19 protein-coding genes are annotated in these 20,515 nt (G+C 35.8%); 9 read left to right on the top strand and 10 right to left on the bottom strand.

The features are described 5' to 3' along the window. Positions 1-53 precede the first annotated feature (53 nt). Entirely contained in the window at positions 54-1,940 is a 1,887-nt protein-coding gene (locus tag H7A25_02955; GenBank protein ID MCP5498838.1) for an energy transducer TonB, read from the top strand. After that, complete coding sequence (locus tag H7A25_02950; GenBank protein MCP5498837.1) at positions 1,941-2,681, top strand: PrsW family intramembrane metalloprotease; 741 nt, start codon at positions 1,941-1,943, stop codon at positions 2,679-2,681. A 52-nt stretch (positions 2,682-2,733) separates the two neighbouring features. On the opposite strand, the gene H7A25_02945 is transcribed toward H7A25_02950, so the two are convergent. The 7 genes from H7A25_02945 to H7A25_02915 all read right to left on the bottom strand — a co-directional run bounded on the left by H7A25_02945 (position 2,734) and on the right by H7A25_02915 (position 10,293). Continuing rightward, positions 2,734-3,918, bottom strand: a complete 1,185-nt coding sequence (locus H7A25_02945; protein MCP5498836.1) for an acetyl-CoA C-acetyltransferase — start codon at positions 3,916-3,918, stop codon at positions 2,734-2,736. A gap of 87 nt (positions 3,919-4,005) precedes the next feature. Further along, entirely contained in the window at positions 4,006-6,225 is a 2,220-nt protein-coding gene (psd, locus tag H7A25_02940; protein ID MCP5498835.1) for a phosphatidylserine decarboxylase, read from the bottom strand. 75 nt (positions 6,226-6,300) lie between these two features. Next, positions 6,301-7,251 (bottom strand): hypothetical protein, encoded by a 951-nt coding sequence (locus tag H7A25_02935; protein MCP5498834.1) that lies wholly within the window; start codon positions 7,249-7,251, stop codon positions 6,301-6,303. Further along, complete coding sequence (locus tag H7A25_02930; GenBank protein ID MCP5498833.1) at positions 7,248-7,955, bottom strand: hypothetical protein; 708 nt, start codon at positions 7,953-7,955, stop codon at positions 7,248-7,250. The genes H7A25_02935 and H7A25_02930 overlap by 4 nt, the downstream gene beginning before the upstream one ends. Beyond that, the gene (locus tag H7A25_02925; protein MCP5498832.1) at positions 7,952-9,031 is read right to left on the bottom strand and encodes a hypothetical protein; all 1,080 of its coding nucleotides are present in this window, start codon (positions 9,029-9,031) and stop codon (positions 7,952-7,954) included. Before H7A25_02925 ends, H7A25_02930 begins: the two co-directional genes overlap by 4 nt. Continuing rightward, positions 9,031-9,741 carry a twin-arginine translocase subunit TatC gene (tatC, locus tag H7A25_02920; GenBank protein ID MCP5498831.1) on the bottom strand — a complete coding sequence of 237 codons (711 nt, stop codon included), beginning with the start codon at positions 9,739-9,741 and terminating at the stop codon, positions 9,031-9,033. Before tatC ends, H7A25_02925 begins: the two co-directional genes overlap by 1 nt. Before the next feature lie 303 nt (positions 9,742-10,044). After that, positions 10,045-10,293, bottom strand: coding sequence for a twin-arginine translocase TatA/TatE family subunit (locus H7A25_02915; protein MCP5498830.1), 249 nt, complete (start codon positions 10,291-10,293; stop codon positions 10,045-10,047). Between the two features lie 188 nt (positions 10,294-10,481). Here H7A25_02915 and H7A25_02910 point away from each other — a divergent pair, with 188 nt between their 5' ends. Together H7A25_02910 and H7A25_02905 are read left to right on the top strand one after the other, a co-directional pair. Then, on the top strand, positions 10,482-10,646 hold the full coding sequence (locus H7A25_02910) for a hypothetical protein (protein MCP5498829.1): 165 nt from the start codon (positions 10,482-10,484) through the stop codon (positions 10,644-10,646). Between the two features lie 3 nt (positions 10,647-10,649). Beyond that, complete coding sequence (locus H7A25_02905) at positions 10,650-12,566, top strand: ABC-F family ATP-binding cassette domain-containing protein (protein MCP5498828.1); 1,917 nt, start codon at positions 10,650-10,652, stop codon at positions 12,564-12,566. A gap of 183 nt (positions 12,567-12,749) precedes the next feature. Here the strand turns inward: H7A25_02905 and H7A25_02900 are convergent, their stop codons facing one another. Further along, entirely contained in the window at positions 12,750-13,190 is a 441-nt protein-coding gene (locus H7A25_02900) for a hypothetical protein (protein ID MCP5498827.1), read from the bottom strand. A gap of 524 nt (positions 13,191-13,714) precedes the next feature. Between H7A25_02900 and H7A25_02895 the strand changes: the two genes are divergently transcribed. Next, entirely contained in the window at positions 13,715-14,680 is a 966-nt protein-coding gene (locus tag H7A25_02895; protein MCP5498826.1) for a PD-(D/E)XK nuclease family transposase, read from the top strand. Positions 14,681-14,917: 237 nt separating this feature from the next. Here the strand turns inward: H7A25_02895 and H7A25_02890 are convergent, their stop codons facing one another. Together H7A25_02890 and H7A25_02885 are read right to left on the bottom strand one after the other, a co-directional pair. Continuing rightward, a complete protein-coding gene (locus H7A25_02890; protein MCP5498825.1) occupies positions 14,918-15,247 on the bottom strand; it encodes a type II toxin-antitoxin system RelE/ParE family toxin in 330 nt (109 codons plus the stop codon). 74 nt (positions 15,248-15,321) lie between these two features. Next, positions 15,322-15,555 (bottom strand): hypothetical protein, encoded by a 234-nt coding sequence (locus H7A25_02885; protein ID MCP5498824.1) that lies wholly within the window; start codon positions 15,553-15,555, stop codon positions 15,322-15,324. A 243-nt stretch (positions 15,556-15,798) separates the two neighbouring features. On the opposite strand from H7A25_02885, the gene H7A25_02880 reads away from it, so the two are divergent. The 4 genes from H7A25_02880 (at position 15,799) to H7A25_02865 (ending at position 20,324) form a co-directional block, all read left to right on the top strand. Further along, a complete protein-coding gene (locus H7A25_02880) occupies positions 15,799-16,128 on the top strand; it encodes a helix-turn-helix domain-containing protein (protein MCP5498823.1) in 330 nt (109 codons plus the stop codon). 103 nt (positions 16,129-16,231) lie between these two features. Further along, on the top strand, positions 16,232-19,597 hold the full coding sequence (locus H7A25_02875; protein MCP5498822.1) for an N-6 DNA methylase: 3,366 nt from the start codon (positions 16,232-16,234) through the stop codon (positions 19,595-19,597). Between the two features lie 59 nt (positions 19,598-19,656). Beyond that, a complete protein-coding gene (locus H7A25_02870; protein MCP5498821.1) occupies positions 19,657-19,995 on the top strand; it encodes a hypothetical protein in 339 nt (112 codons plus the stop codon). Beyond that, complete coding sequence (locus H7A25_02865) at positions 19,992-20,324, top strand: type II toxin-antitoxin system RelE/ParE family toxin (GenBank protein MCP5498820.1); 333 nt, start codon at positions 19,992-19,994, stop codon at positions 20,322-20,324. Before H7A25_02870 ends, H7A25_02865 begins: the two co-directional genes overlap by 4 nt. The last annotated feature ends 191 nt before the right edge of the window (positions 20,325-20,515 follow it).

The following is a 20,515-nucleotide window of genomic DNA, read 5'->3' as shown; positions in this document are numbered from 1 at the left end:
TTCTTTTTAAAAGCCCGTAAAATACTGGGTATAGACAAGGTAATCATAGGAAAATGGAAGCTCTCATCCCTTATAAATTCCCGGAAGAAGAAAAACCGGATCTCAAGCGTAAGATTGTAGATTACGGTCTGAGCTTACTTTGCTGGTTTAGCCCGTTTATCGGTTTTGGAATTTTCTTTCCTCTCGGAGTTTTAATGTTGTATAGGACCCGACACCGGGTTCGTTCAGCAGCTTTTCAGTCCCTTGTAGTACAAATTTTTATCTATATCTGCATTTATCCTCTCGAAATTCTCTCCCTCTACAGTTCGGCCTGGATGGGGGTTTTAAACGGGCTTCTATTTATCTTTTTTCCCCTTATAAAGTGGTTTAATTACCTGTTTATTGGTTTTTTGTTCGTTTTTTGGGACTACTATTACTGGAAAAAGAAATATCAGAAAATTAATCCTTTTTACCGTTTTGGCTATTTTAACCGAAATCGAATCTCGAAATTTTTCTATGTCTTTGTGGCTCTTTTCTTCGCCGCTCTTTTTTCTGAGCTAAAACTGGCCAGAGGAGATGATACCCGTATTTTTTTTGAAAACCAGGAACTCTTTGAACCTTCAAGATATCTTAACTTCTTATCCAATTTTTTTAGAAATCTCCCGGAAGCTCTGGCGATGCTCAAACTTCTGGGTATCCTGGGAGAAGGAATCGAAGAATTTTTAGGAAATTCATCGGCCAGAGGTGTATTACAGGGAGTTTCCTTTACCATGGTTCTTCAGGATTTTCTTCTCGGATACTGGATTTTTCTTCTTATGATCCTCGGTATGTTTCGCAGTCGGGGAGTTCATTCCATGCTTCGCAGGGCCTATTGTATACTTTTCTGGCAGCATAAGATTTTAAGACCTACAAAACGAAGCGAAAGTCACAGGTTTCGACAGAGACATGATTCGGCTCACTTCAGGGAGTTAATTCTCCCGGGTTGGGGACATATCTACCTGGAGCGTTACTGGATAGGTTATTCTCTCCTATTTATTTATCTTTTAAGCCTGCTTTTTTTAATGATAAGCCTTTCATTTCGATTAAGTGATAGTTTCGGAGTCAGCTTTCTTGCTTCACTGGGCTTAAAACCCGGTGTTCCGGATAAGGAGTTTATTCCTTTTATCAAGCATCCTTTAAGTCTTGTGGCGACTCTCACGGCTTTTATCCTATGTTATATCAGTTCAAAATTTCTCATCTCTCATGCTTTACGTGATGACCATGAACCCAGGGAAGATAGAGGTTTAAAACCCGGTTTTTTTAATAACCTGCAAATCAGTCTTCTCGTTCATTTTATCCTTCTGACCATTATTCTTTTAGTTCCTATTTCGGTAGATCGCTCGATGCGTTCCCAAAAGAAAAAGCAACTCAGTAACTATCAGCCGGAAAAGCTGGAATATTATTTTATAGATCCGGAAATTCCTGATGAAGTAAAAGATTTGAACGGAGGAGTTATTTCAGGAACAGAAACCCCCAGTCAGAAAGATGGAATCAAAATTCCCGATACAACTCCCCAGGATGAGGGAAAAGTCAAGGGCTATGTGAAGAGGATTCGGGGTAAAAAACTTCCGAAAACGTATTCTAATTACATCTCAGCAAGAATGCGGGGGCCGGAAGGTTTTATGGAATACTGGAAACGAGCTCCTTATCCGTATTCTTCAGTTGTTTCGTATACCATTACGAGGGATGGCGACATAACGGATGTGGAAATAGTAGAATCTTCCAATTATCCGGATCAGGATGCTCTAACGATTGAACTTGTAAAATCTATGTCACCGGTTATGCCTCCTCCCAATGTCAGCGGAGATGTAAGGGTAACGGAACTGTTCTGGAATGGACCGATTGATCCGGCGGCCATGCCGAGCCCCCTACAAAAGGATCTGGTCTTACAATTTGATGGAAGGTATATGGAAGAATTTTAGATGCCCGATATATATGTATTATTTAATTCACTTAACGGGAAAGATGTTTTAATTGCATTCTTAGCTTTCTTATCTGTATTCCCCTGGGCTTTTGTTTTATTCGCTTATCAACCGTCCCCGAATAAACGAAAGCTTCTTCTTGCATTTTTAGCACTCTGTCTCGGGATTTTATCCACCAAACTGATTCTATCCTTACATGAGATTATCTGGCCCAAAGTGGACATGAAACCCGTAAAGAGTTTTTATGTTCTCAAACAGACAGTTCATCTTGCATTTATACAGGCGGGTGTAATAGAAGAAACATTCAAAATTCTATTCATCCTGATTCTTTCCTTTATCTTTGCCTATCATTTTAAAAGCTTTAAGTGGAATATAGATGTGGTGATTATAGCGGGTTTTGTCGCCCTCGGTTTTTCTCTAATTGAAAACTTCATCTATCTAAAAAAAACCGGAGACGGAAGACTCTGGAATATGTTTACCGGAAGAGCTTTGTATTCTTCGAATATTCATCTATTAATAAATCTTTCTTTTTCTATCTTTCTACTTAAAAGTAATATAAACATAGGAAGGAGAATAACCTATCCTATCATGGGTTTTTTACTTGCAATATTTCAGCATGGAGTGGTTGACTTTTTTTTAATTCCCCATTCCAGGATAGGAAGCTGGCTTGCTACAGCACTTTTTGTTGGAATCTGGGTATGGGTGGTTCGTGAACTCAGAGCCTATGTGTATAAAACTTAAAAATCGGGAAATACGTTTTAAAAATATTTCCCGATAGGTAAATTATTCCTATTTATAAATTAGGATTTTCTAAAACGATAGCAATTCCCTGTCCGCCTCCAATACAAAGAGAAGCCAGCCCATATTTTAATTTTCTTCTTCGTAACTCATAAGCCAGACTAAGCGTAATTCTCGCACCACTGGCAGCCAGTGGATGGCCGATAGCGATTGCTCCACCATTCACATTGGTAATAGATTCATCGAGTCCGAGTTCTTTTTTCACTGCGAGAAATTGAGCAGCAAAGGCTTCATTGATTTCAATTAAGTGCATATCCGAAAGGGTGAGGCCTGCTTGCTTTAAAGCTTTTGGAATTGCAAAAACGGGTCCGATTCCCATAATCTCCGGAGCACAACCGGAATGACCGTAGCCTCGAATCATAGCGAGAGGTATAAGATTATTCTTTTCAGCATAGGTTTGGGAACTGATAAGTAAAGCACAGGCACCATCATTAATTCCGGAAGAATTACCGGCAGTAACGGTACCATCTTTTTTAAAAGCCGGTTTTAAAGTACCAAGCCTCGGAATTGATTCTTTTCCTCGAATAAACTCATCTTTATCAAAAAGCTGAATACTTTTTCCCCGAATTTCTACAGGAGTAATTTCTTCACCCAATCGTCCTTCTAAAGTTGCTTCTTCAGCCCTCTCTTGAGAAATGGCTGCCCATTCATCCTGTTCTTCACGGGAAATCGAATACTTCTCGGCCAGATTCTCTGCGGTTAGTCCCATAGCCAGACCGGTGTATGTATCGGTTAGACCCTGACTCAGAAGATCTTCTAAGTCAGCGTTTCCGTAACGGTAGCCATTTCTTGCACCCCGTAAAACATAAGGCACCTGTGACATGGATTCGGTGCCTCCACTTAATATAAGAGTATTTTCTTGAAGTTTGATTTTTTGGGCAGCGAGAATAATAGACTCCATGCCGGAACCACAGAGGCGATTTACTGTGAGTGCCGGAGTTTCAACTTTTAAACCTGAATCAAGAGCAATGTGCCTTGCTATATAAGCAGAATCTTTTCCGGAAGGTAGCACATTCCCAAAAATTAAATCTTCTACAGTTTCTGCTTCTATTCCACTTTTTTCAAGTGTGGCCTTGCAAGCTATTGTTCCTAAGTCCGTTGCTGAAATATCTTTCAAGCTTCCAGCAAAATTCCCAAAAGGAGTCCTGGCTCCTTCTAAAATCACAGCTTCTTCTAACACAATTAACCTCCGGAAACTTTATGGTTCAAGTTTTATTTTTACGAATAGATCGCCAAGCTATTTTTAGATCATGCCTGCACATAAAAATTACTTGGGTAGTTGTTCTTTTTTTTCTCTAAAAAAACCGATGGTAGAACCATAATGGCATTTTTCTTCACGGGGTAATTCTACAAAATCAATCGTATCTTTTTCAAATACAAGGATTACCGTAGAACCCATCTCAAAACGACCGAGTTCAGCACCTTTTTGTATAATAATATCTACATCCTTATATTCTACTTCTCTGGGAATTCGAATGAAGGTATTGGTAACGATTTTTTTATCATAGGTTACACGAATTTTTCCAACATTAGAAGCTCCTACTTTGATAACGGCTATTTTACCATATTCTGTTTGTAAGAAGGTAATCAGTCTTTCATTTTTAGGGAAAAGTCCTCGAATTCCTTTTACAGCCAGTTCGTTTACCGGAAAAAGTTTTCCAGGTTCATAATAATATCCTAATATTTTTCCATAAGCAGGAGAATGAATACGATGATAGTCCTGAGGAGATAAGTAAAATGTTATAAACTTACCCGATTCAAAACAGGGATAAAACTTTTCTGAACCTAAGAGTTCTTTGAGATTAAAATCAATTCCCTTTGCCTGAATCATCGTGTTTTCGTGTATATCTCCATAGTTAGTAATTTTTGCATCCACAGGAGAAACGGCTGCATTTTCTTCTGAATTGATAATTCTGACACCCGCTTTTAAAGCCCTCGTAAAAAATAGATTAAGGGATTTATATTCGCTTAACTGCAATTCGGCTTCATCCAGATTTATTTTATACATGCCGGCAAAAGCCTTTAGTAGCGGAATCATCATAAATCGGGGAAGTTGTAAATAGGTAAAAAAACCGAAAACCTTGGAAAGAAGATTTTTAGGAAGCATACTGAGAATTAGAATATAAAAATCTTTTAATACTTCGTATTCTGCACCACTTTCTGACAGATATTTATTCATTTCATAAGAAACAATTTTAGCTAATAAGACCAGTGTTATAGTTACAGGAATCGCGGAAATAATAGCCATGGTATAGGCGAATTGAAAGGAATTAATAAGAACATCCATCCCGAACTTCATATACAAATAGGAGGCAGTAATAAAACTTCCGATGAAAACAATCCGAAAAAAATTCGCAAACTTTTCACCCAGTACATAATATGCATTCTGTTCACCGGTATAGAACCATCCGCAGATCCCAACAAACCCGAAAATTAAAAACGAAAGAGTTAAAAATACAACAGGAAGACCGCCTGTTGAAAGCACGATATCTAAAAACTCTTTTTGCCTGCTAAGACTCGAAGCATCCACCGACACCAGAAGATAGAAAATTAGAGTAGAAGTAACAAAGCCTTCAAATGCGGAAGAAAGCATACTCACCAGCCCCTGTTTTACCGGTGAATCGGTTCTGACTACTCCGGAAATTCCTGCACTTTTTCCTACTCCTGTTTCGGTAGAAATAAAAAAGGTTCCCATAGATTCTCCAACAACCGTAAATAAGGCCAGAGAACCTCCTGTGATAACCGGTTTTAATTCAAGTGCATGTTTAAAAACCTCTTTTATAAAACTGCTGAAAGGGATTAAATATTTAGAAAAGCTAAAGTAGTAGGAAATGAAAAAGAGAATCAGGGCGATAGGAATTAAAGTTCCGGAAATTTTTCCTACCCTGCGAATTCCTCCTAAAACCGCATAAATCAGAAAAGCTGAAAATAGAAGCGGGAGATCCATACCTCTTAACCCCAGAGTTTTATTTGCTATGTACTCCATACTTAAAATTGGAACAATCCCGCCGAGAGTTAAAACTGTTACCAGGCTGGTCAGGGCAAATGCAATGGCTAACCAGCGGGCTTTTAATGCCTTTTCTATAAAATACATAGGCCCGGATAAATATCGCCCGTTCGGAAGCTTGGTTCGAAATTTAATGGCAAGAGTGGAAGTCACGAGCCGCATAGGCATCATAATGATTGTGGCAAGCCAGATCCAGAGTAATGCACCCGGTCCTCCGATTAAAAAAGCAAAGGCGGAACCAATTGCTGCCCCGATAAGGAGTGAGGAACCTGTCCCGGCAAAAAAAGCCTGGGAATGAATTAATTGCCCTTTGAGTCCTTTAAAATCTAAAGCACCGGAAAAAATTTTAAATGCCAGAAAGAAAAAACGAAATTGAGGAAACCTTAATTTTACGGTCAAATAAAGACCTACCAGGCAAAGAATGATGAAATAGGGGTTGAAAATTTCTTTTCCGAGGGGAATTAAATATCCTTTTTCCATGGATGCTACCTTATAAATTAATACTCCCAGCCAGTGTTCAGGAAAGGGAATTTTGGGATAATAAATTTTTTCTTTTTATGCACTCTGTAAAAATGAGTCTAACCATGAGAATTGTTCTTGAATGAGTATAATCTCAAGCTCTTTTTTTAAATCTTCATAAAGAATTTGAGGATTTTGAATTTCCGGTTTTAAATCCAGGATGAGAGACATATCCGAAGAATTTACTCTCCAGTGAATATATGGCCCTAAATCCGAGTGATTCTGCTTGAATTGTTTTTGAATGTTCAGGGGAAATGAGCGAAGAAATAATGCAAGGATTTCATTGGGTGAGAATAAAGCCTTGCAAAATTCTTTCATTCCTGTTAAATCCTTGAAAAGTTCTTTCCTGGAAAAATCTTTTATTCCTGCAATAAAAGGAAATTTTTTCTTAATTTTTGAAATCTTGCGAAACTCATGTATCAGGCTTTGAATTTCTACACCACAATTATCCCAATCAATGATTAAAATTTCATAATCATTCTCGCTTAAAGAGTGCAGGGCATATTCCGGATTATTAGAACTTATATAATCGATGGAATAAACGTCAAATATTGTTTGTAAGTTTTTTATAAAGTTTCTATCATCACACCAGATATAAGCATGAAGTTTCAAGCGGGATGTGTATCTTTTTAATAAAACCGGACTTATGTCTTCAAGTTTATACTGGTTTAAATCCCAGATACTCATAATTCCATTTTCAAAAAAGAGGGTCTTTTGTTGGATTTCAAATCTCCCGATAGCAATGATTCGAATTGACCAATCCAGCAACTCAAGCAGTAAGTCATCGTAAAAGGCATCAATTAAAAAAATATCTCCTTTGTTTAGAAGACTCGGGCGAAAAGAATCCACATACATACAGGGTTTATTTCCCCTGAGCTTAATTAGGGCTACAAGATATTCCAGTTCTTCTTTGGAAAGACCAAAATAGACAAGTGCAAGAGGAGAGTTTTGGCCTAACTCGATTAGGGTTCCCGTTTGTTCCATCATTCATCCATAAATTTACTATAGAAATCCGGGGCAAGAATATCTTTTATAGAGTTGTATTTTACTTTTGTCTGCACACTTTGTAATACATGCATATCAAATATATTAAAAATAATTAGTTCTTTCTCTAAAAAATAGTAATCGTAATCAAGCTGTTCATGGACAAAATCTTTAGGAGATTGAACCACTTTTTGTCTTAACATGTCATTTGCAATGATGTGGTGCATGACTTTTTTATAATCTACATCCTGCTTAAAAAGACTGTTGTAAGGAATTGTCAAACCTGTTTTTAAGTCAAAATTATACGATTTGAAAATTTTGTTGGGATACGGAGTTCCTGAAAAGTAATCATATCCTGAATAAAAAACACTCAGAACTTTAGAATTTATATAAACCACATTAAAATGCAATTTTCCGATGAAACCATTTTCCTGTTTTTCCTTCTTGGCCTGTTCGCAAAGGGGAACATAACTTTTAATTGAACTGAGTAGTGAGTTTCTTAGAAGTTTATTAACTATTCTTAATATTTTAATTTTGTCTTTATCTTTTTTCTTCACAGATAAGACGGGAAAGATAATTTCAAACCTGCAATATTTTCCTGCTTTAGTTTGCTGCTTTTGTTTATAGTTTAACCAGGCTTTACCTTTTGCATTTTGTTCGGTATAAAAAATCAAGGATAATAGTGTAAATATAATCAGTGTTTTCATGAATAACTTCCTACAACAATAATTTGCTTTTCGTTTTGGAATGGAATATTTTTCTCTTTAGCTCTTTCATCTAAGATTTGAAAAAAAATCTGAGCAAATTCAAATCCATCCTTTGTAATGCAATCCTTTCTCGCTTTCATTAGATAAGTCTGTAATAAATTTATATCCATATATAAATCCTGACAGAGACTATCCGGTAGAAGAATAAGTTTTTCTCCATTTCTTAGACTCGTACGTTTATAATGTGGTTCCGGCATTTCTTGTGAATAGTATTCTTCTTCCATACTCAAAGCTTCATAGGAATTTTCACCCAGGACAAATATGGGATTTTTCTGATAATTTATAAACCAGAGATTATTGTCTGAAGAAACAAAAACACAGGATAGTAGAAATTGATAGTTTTGAAACTCTTTCAAACAAATAGTAAATCCTCGTAAAATATCCTCAGCAGAAAGTTGGTTATGGATTCTTGCACAGGAAAAGTAACCATCGATTCTTGACAGAACTGCAAGGCTTAATTCTTTCTCAAGCTGGGCATGTAAAAGGATTCCAATACATCCATCCTGGACAGGCAATAACCAGGAAGCATTTTTACCGCTTTCAAAGTGATGGAGATGATTTGAATAATAATTAAAACCGGGTAAACTGATGTTTCTTGTAAGCTGCAGAGGCTTATAGAATTCAGAAATTTCTTTATGTGTGAATAAAATTTCTCGAATAACTTTATCCTGTTTCTCTTTCTCTTCCAGATAGCGTTTTTTAAATAAATAAATCAGACTCTTGAAGGGTTCTGAAGCTTTAAAATTTTTTATTTCTTTTTCATATAAATCATCACCCCAGTTCTGGATCAGGTTATGAAAAAAGCTAAAGCTTGCCCTTTGAGAATTATTTCCAACGTAATAGAGTAGGGCCGGAATGAGAGATAAAGAAAAGGCTATGAATACTTTTCCAACTTTTATCAATAAGAGTTGTTCTCCGGAAAAACTTTTTCCCTCCAAAAAAAATGATTCTATTGCAAGGAAAATTAAAAATAGTAGAAAGGAGAAAGAAAAAACGAGTATGCCATTTTGAGGCATCACTCCTCCTTCCGTTCAACCATCTTCATGACAATTAAAGATAGGAAGAAAAGAATCTCAAGTGGTATCAGCAAAGCTACCATAGAAACCCAATCCGGTGGAGAAAGAAAAGCAGAAGCAATCGCGAGAAATATTGTAACTTCTCTCCATTTGCTAAATAGAAATGCAGAACGTAAAATTCCCATAGCTCCTAAAAGAACTAATACTATTGGAAGCTGGAATGCAATTCCGAATATTAGATGAAGATTAAAAAATATATCGTAATATTCATCTATAGGAAGTTTGGTTTCAATATCAGGTAATTGAAATACCACCAGAAAGAATTGTAGCATTTTTTCAAAAACACTGTACCAGCATAGAGCAATTCCGGCCCAAAAGAGAAGAGTGGAAGCAAGGATAATAATCTTACCATATCTTTCATGCTTTGGTTCTACGGCAGGAGAAATAAAGCCCCAGATAAAATACAGTTGTATAGGGAAACTAAATAAAATAGAAATCATTACAGCAGTTTTTAGGTAGACCATAAAGGGAGCCATCATCTTTATCTGATAAAATGTGGCATTCTTACCCAGAACGTTCTTATACGGAGTGGTTAATATTTTATGAACATCTTCTCCAAAAAAAAGAGCTACAATAATAAATACTCCTAATACGAAAAGCCCTCGAATTAAAACCTGTCTGAGTTCTTCGAGATGTTCTCCGATAGTCATATATTTTTCTCGTAGCTGTATCTCTCCTTCTTCCTCTGTTTCCACAAGTTCAATTTTGCTTTCAGCCTGTACTTCAAGATCGGAACTTTCTTTTTTTTGTCGATGAGTAATCGTAAGTTCTTGCGAAGTTACAGGTTCTTCTTCGATTAACTTTATTGAACTGTTTTCAAGTTCCTTTTTTTTGGAGAGCTTTTTTTTTGTCCCTTTCTTCTTCGAGACAATAGGAGAGGCATCGTTCTTAAGTAGGACTTTTTTCTTTCCTACTTTTTTCTTAGCTCCCTTCACACGTTTTTTTTCTTGCATTTACGATTTTTTCCTGCTCGATTTCGTTTCCTTTTGTTTTTTCGTTTCGAATTTATCGTCTTCTTCAGCGATTTGCTTTTTCTCTTCTTCTTCGCTTGAGAAAAGGGATTTGCGGAATTCTCGAATCCCCGTACCCAGGTCTTTTGCGAGACCGGGTAATTTCTTTCCTCCGAAAAGCAGAAGGGCTAAAAATGCAATGATAAGAATTTCAGGCCAACCGAGATTTCCTAAAAAGGCAAGTGTTAACATATGGTAAACTCCTATTACCAGAGTACTTTTTTCTGGAAAGTTAAAAAGTCAATGATTTATGAATTAGACTGAAATTCGCAGGTCCTCATTTTTTTCGAGTTTACGATTCTCCCACTTTTCTTATTCTCGAAAATAGATTTACAAAAAATAACTACTTGTACTTTTAGACATAAAATACAGGAGGCATCATGTCTGAAGAGAATAAGAAGAAAAATAAAAAAATCGCAAAAATGTCTGTTTCTGAGATTGACAACGCTCTGAAAAAAGCCAGAGAAAACAACAACAACGATTCCAGCAAATATATACAGCATTTACTTCAAAGAAAGGCTGAGTTAACCGCAACAAATTCCTAAAATTTGCTCCAATTTATAGACCTGCACCATCGCTTCGGCCCCAATATAATCTTTGAAGGCTTATATTGGCATATTAAACCTGACAGAAAAATTGCCCTGATCGGTCCAAACGGTGCAGGTAAAACTACTCTCTTTCAATTCGCCACCGAAAAACTTAAACCGGATGGGGGATCTGTTGTGTTTTCTAAAGATACAAAGATTTCTTTATTTCAACAGATTCCGGATTTTCCGGAAGAAGAACCGGTTCTTTCGGTCGTTCTTTCCCAGAATCTTCTATATTCAGAGTATGAGAAGAAAAAAAAACAGATTGAGGAGTTGTTTGAGACGATTCAAGCGGATAGTAAGCCGTATGAAGAGCTTCTCCACGAGCAGGCTGAGAATGAAGAGTTTGCTCATGCCCATGATCTGCACAATCTGGAAATCAGGGCCAGAAAAGTACTGTTTGGTCTGGGTTTTTCAGATTCCAGCCTGAATCAACCTGTTAAGAACTTTTCTCCGGGCTATCATCACCGGATAGGACTTGCCATTGCCCTTTTGAACCCTCATAACCTGCTCCTTCTGGATGAACCTACCAATCATCTTGATGACGCATCTAAAGAATGGTTGGCAGAATACCTCCTTCAGAGTAAGGGGACTTTTATACTGGTCAGTCATGACCCGGATTTCTTGGAGAGAACGAGTTCCACTATTGCTGAAATTTCTTCAAATTCTGTAACGGAATTTGAAGGAAGTTTAATCGATTATTTAGAAGAGAAAAATGAAATTCATGAGAAGATGAAAGCTCGCTATGAAAAAGAGCAATCGTATTTGAAGAAAAGAACAGAATGGATAGAAAGATTTCGCTCTAAGGCAACCAAGGCCAGACAGGTTCAAAGTGCCATTAAAAAGCTGGAAAAACGAGAGAGAATTGATGCTCCTGAGGCTATTTTTTGGAATAAAAAACCCGATTACAATTTTAACTTTGTGTCTTCAGGAAAATTAATCTTAAAGCTCGAAAACGCTGATTTTTCATATGTAAGCGGAAAACCTATTTTTCAAAAAGTGGATTTAGAGATTTCTCTTGGAGATAAAATCGCTCTGGTAGGGCCTAATGGAGCTGGGAAGTCTACCCTGATGCGTTGCTTATTAAACCGAGAAAAACTAAATGCCGGGACTTTACAACTCGGACCGAGAGTTGAATCCGGATATTTTTCCCAGACTCATTCTGTGGACCTTGACCCGGAACTAAACCTGTTGCAGGTGATTACCGGACGATACCCCGATATAAAAGAGCAGGAAGCCAGAAGCTTACTGGGACACTTTTCATTTTCTGGTGACGCCATTTATAAAATTGTGAAAACTCTTTCCGGTGGAGAGAAAAGTCGTCTGCGCCTGGCTATGTTGGTTTTACAACCAACTAACCTTCTACTTCTGGATGAGCCAACAAACCATCTGGATATGGTAACCCGTGACGCCCTGAAAAGATCGATTGCAGATTTTCCCGGTGCAGTCCTAATTATAAGCCATGACCCGGACTTTTTAAAGGGACTTTGCAATAAAACGTTTCGTCTTTCTTCAGGTAGTCTGGAAAATCTAAATTGTAGTTTTGAAGATTATTTACAGGTGTATGAAGAAGAAAAGAAGGGGGAAGTTAAAGCGATCAAAGCTACAAAAGAAAAGGTTGATGGTCGTTCATCCCAGAACCCTGATAAGAAAAAACAGAGAAAACTGGAGAAAGATATTCTTACTGCTGAAGAGCGAATCGACACTCTGGAAAAAGAAAAATCTCTTCTGGAAAATGATATGGCAGATCCGGATTTTTATAGCTCCTCCCAAAGAGATACTATTTTAAAACGTTACGAAGAGATAAAGCCTGAAATTGAAAAAGTAATTTCTGACTGGGAAGCTCTCCAGTTGGAATTAGAAGAACTTAAGTTATGACAACCGGTACCAGAAGATTTTTTAACAAAATAATAGGCTATTCTCTAACCCATAGAAATTGAAAAGATAATTGAGTTTATCGAAAGAGATTAAGAATAAATTTTGCTTGCTTCTTTTTTCGGGATCCCTATACTCGTACTACGTCACAATATTATGAAAAGCATATATTTGTCTGTAAAAATGTCAGAGAAGATGGAAAAAGAGTTTCCTGTGGGACCCGGGCATCAGCAGAAATTGAGAAAAGGTAATATTGGCTTTTTGTAAATCTGTTGGATATATGATAATAATCTTATCTTTCTTTTGAACGATTAGATAATCAGTGTCATTGGTCATGGTTTTGTTATTTTGAATATTCTTATATTCTATTTTACCTTCACAGTGGCAGGTGGCTACCATGTCTCCGATTATCATAGTGTAAAACTTGGAAACAACTTTCCCGCTTATAGGAGAAAAAACCTCCTGTCCCGGAATACAGATAAAATCCACACCTTTATTCTTCCTGTTCCCATTTGTAGAATTATAAGAACCGGAACCAAAGGCATCGAAGAAACGCAGAATGTTTTTTAATATGTGGGTATTTACAAGTTCAGAAATATACAGTATTTTCGTATATAATGTTTTCATATAATATCCTTTTATATTAATTGAACATTTATTGTTCTTGAATAATTTCGTTTTTATCAAATTAGAAATCAAGCAAAAAAGAAAGATAAAGAATTCAGCTGGATTCCCAAAAGGAAAACATGCTCTGGAACTATTACTAATCCCTAATATCTAAATACTAATCATTAAACCGCTCGTTTGAGAGCATTGCATTTAGGGATTGGTGATTAGAGGTTGGGAATTAGTTACTTATCCCCAATACCTAATCCCTAAGTTTACCTATCCCCCTCATTCCCCCTTCCCTAATTCGTTCTCTCGCTTCGCTCATTCACAGGGCAGGGGGAGGTCTTATTTGGTGGACTTTACTTTCCGTTCAGCCGGACGCTGTGCTTCGGCTTACGCTCAGTACATCGCTTAGCAACCGCATCCGGCCGGGAAAAAAAGTTCCAAAAAGTATCCCAAAAGTCCAGTATCGGCTTCCCTTCTATAGAAATTTTTTGTTCCTTCTGTGCATTTTCAAACCCTTTATAGTAGGAGATCGTAAAATGAAACAGGAAGAATCAGAAAAGTCAGCGGGGCTTTTGCCTTTACATGTGGATATAGTATTTAAGATATTTTGCATAAAGAACCCCAAATTATTGATGAACTTACTCAATGCAGTCTTAGGCTTTGAAAAAGAAGAAAAGATAAAAGAGATAAAGATTTTGAACCCGGAAATCCCGGGAGATTTTCATGATGAAAAAATTTCCATACTGGATATACACGCGGTAAATGAAAAAAAAGAACATTTCAATGTAGAAATGCAAACCAGTTCCCAGAGCTTTTATGGAAAAAGAATCCTTTACTACTGGGCCAGGCTTTACACGACGCAAATAGATAAAGGGGAAGAATACGGTGATTTAAAGCCTGTGTATTCCATCTCGTTTTTAAACTTTCAAATGAAACAAACCAGAAATTTCCACTCCAGTTTCCGGCTACTGGAAAAAGACAGTCCTGAAATACACTTGACGAAGGACCTTGAAATTCATATAATAGAGCTACCCAGGTTCAAAGGGAATCTTGAAACCCTTGAGACAGAACTGGAAAACTGGGTATACCTTTTACGAGAAGCGGGACAGCTAAAGGAAAGAGAGATGAGCGATTTAAAAATCAAAAACCCTGTAATTCGAGAGGCTGTTGAAGCTCTTCAGGATATTTCTCTGGACAACAAGACCCGGAATTACTATGAAATGCGCCTGAAAGCCGCTCGTGATTACGAGGCCATGAAAGACTATGCGTATAAAGAGGGGAGGAAGAGCGGTTTTGAAGCAGGAATACAACAGGAGCGCCTTCTGGCAGAGAAAAAAATTGAGAGAGAACGAAAGCGAACCGAAAGAGCCGAGCATAAAAGTAAACTCAGGACTGCGATAAAAATGAAACGTGCAGGCTCTTCTCTTGATTTCATTTCAGAAATGACCGAACTCCCGAAGGCCTATTTGGAGAAATTTTTCAAAAAAGCTGTTAGGGATTAGGAGTTAGTGCTTAGTGGCTTTGCTTGGAGACTTGGATTTCCAAAAGGAAAACAAGCTATTACTAATCCCCAATACCTAAACACTAATCCCTAAAAGCAGGAAATCAAGTTTTACAAGTATTGGAAGCTTTGCTTCGACTCAGGCTTACGCCTTCGCTCAGCAATCGATAGTATAGACTTGAAAAAAAAGGGCGCCGCCCTGAGCAAGCGAAGCGCGCCGAAGGGTAGATTATTTATTTTATTTTCTGTTTTTCAAGGACTCCGGATTTCTTCTGTCATGCCAGACAGCAACTATCGAAATCAGGGTTTCTTTGAGAACATAGTAGAGGGAGAAAGGAAAACGCTTTAGTCTTGTTTTCTTCACAGTAGGAGATGCATTGCTATGCGTCTCTACAGTGCTCTCTCCCTTCTTTTTTCCCAGCTTTTCGGCTGTATCAAAAACCTCATTAGCAAATTCTAAACCCAAACCTTCTCTCTGTTTTTCATACCAGAGATAGGATTCCTCCAAATCCTTCTTGGCTTCCGGTTCAAACCGGTAAGTCTCTTCCTTCTTGTCTTCATTTTCCATGAGAAACCCCCTGAACATTAAAAGAAAGGTTCTCAGTTTTAAAACGCTGAAAGCTGATCGCTGACGGCTGAAAGCTAAACATGTAATGCCTCCAAATCCTTTTCCACTTCTTCCTTTGTAAAACCGGGGTGAGGGTTTTCTTCCATACGCTTTAAGCGAATGGACAGATCATGTTCTGTCCTTACAGGGATGGTAATGTCCTCGAAAACCACGACGACGGTGTAAGTTCCGGGTTCTATGGCCTCTGGTAGCCTGGCGGTCAGGGTTCCATCCTCGGCGACCGTGGCTTCTACTTCGTAGTGTTGCATATAGACTCCTTTTATTTTCCAAACCAAGCTTTCATCGACTTTCTCGGCCACTGAGTGAGTGCTGGCTTCTACCCTTCGGATGCTGAGTGAAATTTATTGCTTCTGCAATAAATTTAGTATCGAAGCACCGAAGTGACTTGACGGCATGACCGAAGAAGAGAAATGCTTGGGTTGGTGATATTTACAGCATAGGCAATCATCCCATGATTAGTCAACAAAATAATATCATAACATGATTGAATAATGGAAAAAAATCAGTATAACGAACTATTTTCTTATCTTGGCCTTTCTCAAAGAGCTTTTGCTAAAGAGTTTGAAATTCCCCAATCAACTTTAAGCGAAACGGTAAATGGCAGGATAAAGTCTCTACCTGTTGAGATTATCTACAGACTTAATAAAGAACATGGCATCAGTCTTGATTGGCTCGTCAGGGGTGAAGGTGAAATGTTCGATGTTGGAAGTAAAGATTCTCTAACAAAAGAAGAAACGGAACTTTTTCAGGAAGTTAGAAAAAATCCAAAACTAGTGGGTTTTCTGAAGGGTGTGATTGAGAATTTCAAAAAGGCTCTGTAAGTTTCCTGCGTCATTTTTTGTTTCCCGTTTGTTTTTATAATTGCATTTCAGGCTTATTGCTTATTTGCTATGATTTTGAAAGATTATAAGGTTATTTTTGATAATGATACAAAAACTATTCACAGAGTCTTTTTTTAGCAAAAACAATTATTTTAAAGATGAGTTAAAAATAGATGATATTAAGCTTAATGAGATGTATAAGCTTATTAATAACTGGCAAAAGCAATGTGAGACCTTTACTCGTGGTGTTGACAAAGAAACTGCTGACTCTTCTGAATTTATACGAGTTATATTTCATGAAATATTAGGTTATTCTGGAAAAGGCGAAGATAGTCAGAATTATCATTATGAAAGTGAATTCCCCATTGAAGGTGGTGGAAGTTCCGGAAAAAAAGGTTATTCCGATTTGGCTCTAGGCTATTTTACTAAGAAAAGAAGAGAACCTCAAGTTTTGGTGGAATTTAAAGATCAGGGCTCAGTGGATCTTGATCAAACTTCTTCAAGAAAAGATAAGCTTTCTCCTGTAGACCAGTGTTGGAAATACATGAATAATACCTCTTCTGCTTCCTGGGGAATTGTTACAAACTATAATGAAATCAGGCTTTACAATAAATCTCAAGGACAAAACAAATATGAGGTCTTTTATTTTATAGTTCCTGATGAATTTAAAGATAAACAGAATTCTTTATCTGATAAAAATGAATTATATAAATTTATAAGTCTTTTAAAGAAAGAGCATCTAATAGTTGAATCAGGAAAATCATTTACTGAGGAAATGTTAGAACTTCAAGGAAAAGAAGAAGAAAAAGTTCAGGATGAATTTTATAAGCAATACAAAAGTTTGAGAGCTGAAATCTTCTATACTCTGTTAGAGTTAAATCCTGAGTATCAGTTTGAAAAACCAAAAAGTTTTCTTTTAAAGTTGGTTCAAAAATTTTTAGATCGAATTATCTTTTGTTGGTTCTGTGAAGATTCCAGAGAAAGGTTAATTCCCAATAATGTTCTTTCCTCTGAAATCATTGGAAAGGAGATGAAAGATAAGTTCTATAACTCTAATGGTTTCAGTATTTATGGTAAAGTGAGAGACCTTTTCTATGCTATTAACGGAGGTCATGGCTATGGAATTGAAGAAGGTTATAATGGAGAGCTTTTTAAAGAAGATTCTGAGTTAGATAAACTAAAAATCCCAAATTTTCTTTTTGAAAAAATTGCTGATATTGGTCTACATTATGATTTTGGCAATGAAAATGAAGTTAATGTAAATATTCTCGGCCACATATTTGAACAAAGTATTTCTGATTTAGAAGAAATGCGTGTAAGCTTTCAAGAATTAGATCAGAATGCAGAACCTGCCGAAACACAACAGGTTTTAGAATTTATAAATAAACCATTAGAAAAATTAGTTCACAAGTCTATATCAGATAAATATGATATAACAAAATCAAAAAGGAAGAAAGAAGGTGTCTTTTATACTCCGGAATACATCACAAGATACATTGTTGAAAATACAGTAGGCACCTGGCTTAAAGAAAAATATAAAGAAGTGGAAAAAAAATATTCTCAAACAAAACGTAATAAAGAATTTAATATTCTTATGGACTACAGGGAAAATTATCTTTCAAAGATAAAAATATTAGATCCGGCCTGTGGTTCAGGTGCTTTCTTAAACGCTGCTTTTGATTATTTATGGAAAGAACATTTAAGAGTGGCTAATGCAATCAAAGAGTTAAACACAAAAAGTTCCGAGGGTTTCCTATTAGATTTATATTCTGTCAGTAAAACAATTCTTGAAAATAATTTGTATGGTGTTGATCTCAATCAAGAATCTGTTGAAATCACAAAGCTTTCTCTCTGGCTAAAAACAGCATCTAAAAACAAAAAGCTTAATAACCTTGAAAACAATATCAAATGTGGCAATTCTTTAATTGATGATGAAAATGTTGCGGATGATTTAGCTTTTAGTTGGGAAAAAGAGTTTCCTAAAATTATTTTTCCTGATAAAACTAAATTAGAAAGTTATTATGATTCTGATTTAGGAAACAAGCGAATGCCAACTTTAAAAGCATATTCTAAAAATATAAAAGATTCAATTAAAGAAAATAAATCTGGCTTTGATATTGTTATTGGTAATCCTCCCTGGGGTGCAGTACTTAATAAAAAGGAGAAAGCATTTTTAAAAAAATATAAGATTAATGATCGATCATTAAACACAGCCTATCTATTTATAGGCCGAGCTCATGATCTGCTAAATAATAGCGGATATTTAGGATACATTATACCCAAAGGGTTAACTTATGTTCCTAACCTTAGTAATGTTAGAGAATTTATAAAACAGAATTTTAATGTATTAGAAATTATCGATACATCTGAATCCTTCCATCGATCTGGCGTTGATTTGGAGGCTATTATATTAATTTCAAACTATTCCAATGAGAAGAAAAATGTTTTTACTGGATTTTTTGATAATAATAAATTATACAAAAATAAAACTGATTATTCATTAGTAATAAGAAGGGATAAATATGGAATTTGGATAAACAATAATAACAAAAATATAATTTCGAAGATTCAGCAGAAGTCTATAAGACTAGAAAACATTTGTGTTTCACAAAGAGGAATAAACATAAATAAATATGTTTCAGAAAAAAAATCTTCATTCGTTGTTATCGGTGGAGCACCTATATTTCGGTATTATATCGATCATCTCACTTACGCAGAGCAAAAATACATCTCAAATGATTTTTCCTGGCAGTTGAAGAAGAAGATTATACTTCAAGAAATTGTAGGTAGAGTAGGAAAACCGTTGTTTGGTAATTATCGAAAGATCGTATTAAATGCAACTATAGATAATGAAGGTACTTATTATACATTAGATACAGTAGTTAATTTATACGACTTTAAGACAGATTACAGTATCGAATATGTTTTAGCTATATTAAATTCGAAGTTGATTTCTTATTATTTTCATATTTATAATTGTGCATTTTCACAAATTACTTTACACAGTGGAAATGAAAATGCTAGATCGATTCCGATCCTCATTTTAGAAGAAGGGCTTCAGAAAAAATTCATAAAAAATGTTAATACTTTATTACTAAATAATGAAAAACTGAAAAACCTAAAATACGATTTTATTGAACTTTTACTATCTGATTTTCAGTCTTTAGAAGTTAATATTAAGTCGAATTTAAACCAATGGTATCTTCTCGATTGGAAAGAATTTGTAGCAGAGTTAAAAAAGAAAAAGATAACTATGACAGACGATCAAGAGATAAAGTGGTTTAAGAGGTTTAAGCAGTTTAAAGAAGAAGCTCTCAAAATAAAAGAAATCATCGATACCACTGATGCTGAGATTGACCTTATGGTCTACAAACTCTACGAACTCACACATGATGAAGTAAAAATCGTTGACCCCGAATTTGCTATGAGTCAGAAAGCCTATAATGAGTATAAGATACCGGAGGAGTGATTGGGGGTGATATTAGTATGAGTGAAAATGATTATGTAAATATTAAATTGGAGACTTAGATGAAAATAGAAGAAAAACTAAAATTACTACCGGAAGATTTGAATAAAGAAATCTATTCAATGATAGATGTACTTGTCCATAATTATACAGTGGAAAAAGAAGTCAAAAACTTTGAGCAAGAACAATTTCTGATAAAAAAAAATAATATTATAAAGAGTATCCTTTTAAATAACAACCTTGAAGAATTAGACAAAATTGAAATAGCCCTAAACTCAAGTAATACACTCATGACAGACTGGGAAAGAGAAAAAATTGAAGAAGGTTTGCAAGATCTAGAAGCTGGAAGAGTTTATTCTCACAAAGCCGTAATGGAAGAGATAAGAGAGTTTCTCAAATGATTCAAGAAGTAATTTGGTTGGAAAAAGCAAAAAAAGATTTTAAGAAAACTGTTGAGTATGTAAAAGAAAATTGGGGTAACAGTTCTGCTGAGAAATTTACAGATAAAGTTGAAAAAGAAATTAATTTATTAAAAAGTATGCCCAAAATTCGAGCCATAATTGATGAAGAAAAAAATATACGAAGAAGTGTTATTGTAAAACAAATTTCTTTGTATTATATGGAAATTGAAATAGAGAAGAAGTTGATAATTATACGTTTACTTGATAATCGACAGGATCCGGGTAAAATTGGAAGAGCTCTGAATGTAGAGAGTCTTTATATAAATTAGTATGGAAAACAAAATAGAAAAATGCTTACATTGTGGAGTTGGAAACACACAAATAAAAACTGTAGAAAAAATCATTTATGCTCAATTTGCTATGAGTCAGAAAGCCTATAATGAGTATAAGATACCGGAGGAGTAAGAAGTTTGGAGAAATACAGTTTCGACAAATCATTTGAGATAAAGGGATTCTGGTA

This window comes from Leptospiraceae bacterium, assembly GCA_024233835.1.
Lineage (GTDB): Bacteria > Spirochaetota > Leptospiria > Leptospirales > Leptospiraceae > JACKPC01.
Note: the sequence above shows the minus strand (reverse complement) of the source record. Positions and strands in the feature narration are given on the sequence as shown.

Coding starts and splice junctions, on each gene's coding strand:
- H7A25_02900 (MCP5498827.1), bottom strand. CDS start 13,190: ATGAAAACATTATATACGAAAATACTGTATATTTCTGAACTTGTAAAT.
- H7A25_02950 (MCP5498837.1), top strand. CDS start 1,941: ATGCCCGATATATATGTATTATTTAATTCACTTAACGGGAAAGATGTT.
- H7A25_02875 (MCP5498822.1), top strand. CDS start 16,232: ATGATACAAAAACTATTCACAGAGTCTTTTTTTAGCAAAAACAATTAT.
- H7A25_02925 (MCP5498832.1), bottom strand. CDS start 9,031: ATGCCTCAAAATGGCATACTCGTTTTTTCTTTCTCCTTTCTACTATTT.
- H7A25_02880 (MCP5498823.1), top strand. CDS start 15,799: ATGGAAAAAAATCAGTATAACGAACTATTTTCTTATCTTGGCCTTTCT.
- H7A25_02910 (MCP5498829.1), top strand. CDS start 10,482: ATGTCTGAAGAGAATAAGAAGAAAAATAAAAAAATCGCAAAAATGTCT.
- H7A25_02865 (MCP5498820.1), top strand. CDS start 19,992: ATGATTCAAGAAGTAATTTGGTTGGAAAAAGCAAAAAAAGATTTTAAG.
- H7A25_02885 (MCP5498824.1), bottom strand. CDS start 15,555: ATGCAACACTACGAAGTAGAAGCCACGGTCGCCGAGGATGGAACCCTG.
- psd (MCP5498835.1), bottom strand. CDS start 6,225: ATGGAAAAAGGATATTTAATTCCCCTCGGAAAAGAAATTTTCAACCCC.
- H7A25_02935 (MCP5498834.1), bottom strand. CDS start 7,251: ATGATGGAACAAACGGGAACCCTAATCGAGTTAGGCCAAAACTCTCCT.
- H7A25_02870 (MCP5498821.1), top strand. CDS start 19,657: ATGAAAATAGAAGAAAAACTAAAATTACTACCGGAAGATTTGAATAAA.
- H7A25_02955 (MCP5498838.1), top strand. CDS start 54: ATGGAAGCTCTCATCCCTTATAAATTCCCGGAAGAAGAAAAACCGGAT.
- H7A25_02890 (MCP5498825.1), bottom strand. CDS start 15,247: ATGGAAAATGAAGACAAGAAGGAAGAGACTTACCGGTTTGAACCGGAA.
- H7A25_02930 (MCP5498833.1), bottom strand. CDS start 7,955: ATGAAAACACTGATTATATTTACACTATTATCCTTGATTTTTTATACC.
- tatC (MCP5498831.1), bottom strand. CDS start 9,741: ATGACTATCGGAGAACATCTCGAAGAACTCAGACAGGTTTTAATTCGA.
- H7A25_02915 (MCP5498830.1), bottom strand. CDS start 10,293: ATGTTAACACTTGCCTTTTTAGGAAATCTCGGTTGGCCTGAAATTCTT.
- H7A25_02895 (MCP5498826.1), top strand. CDS start 13,715: ATGAAACAGGAAGAATCAGAAAAGTCAGCGGGGCTTTTGCCTTTACAT.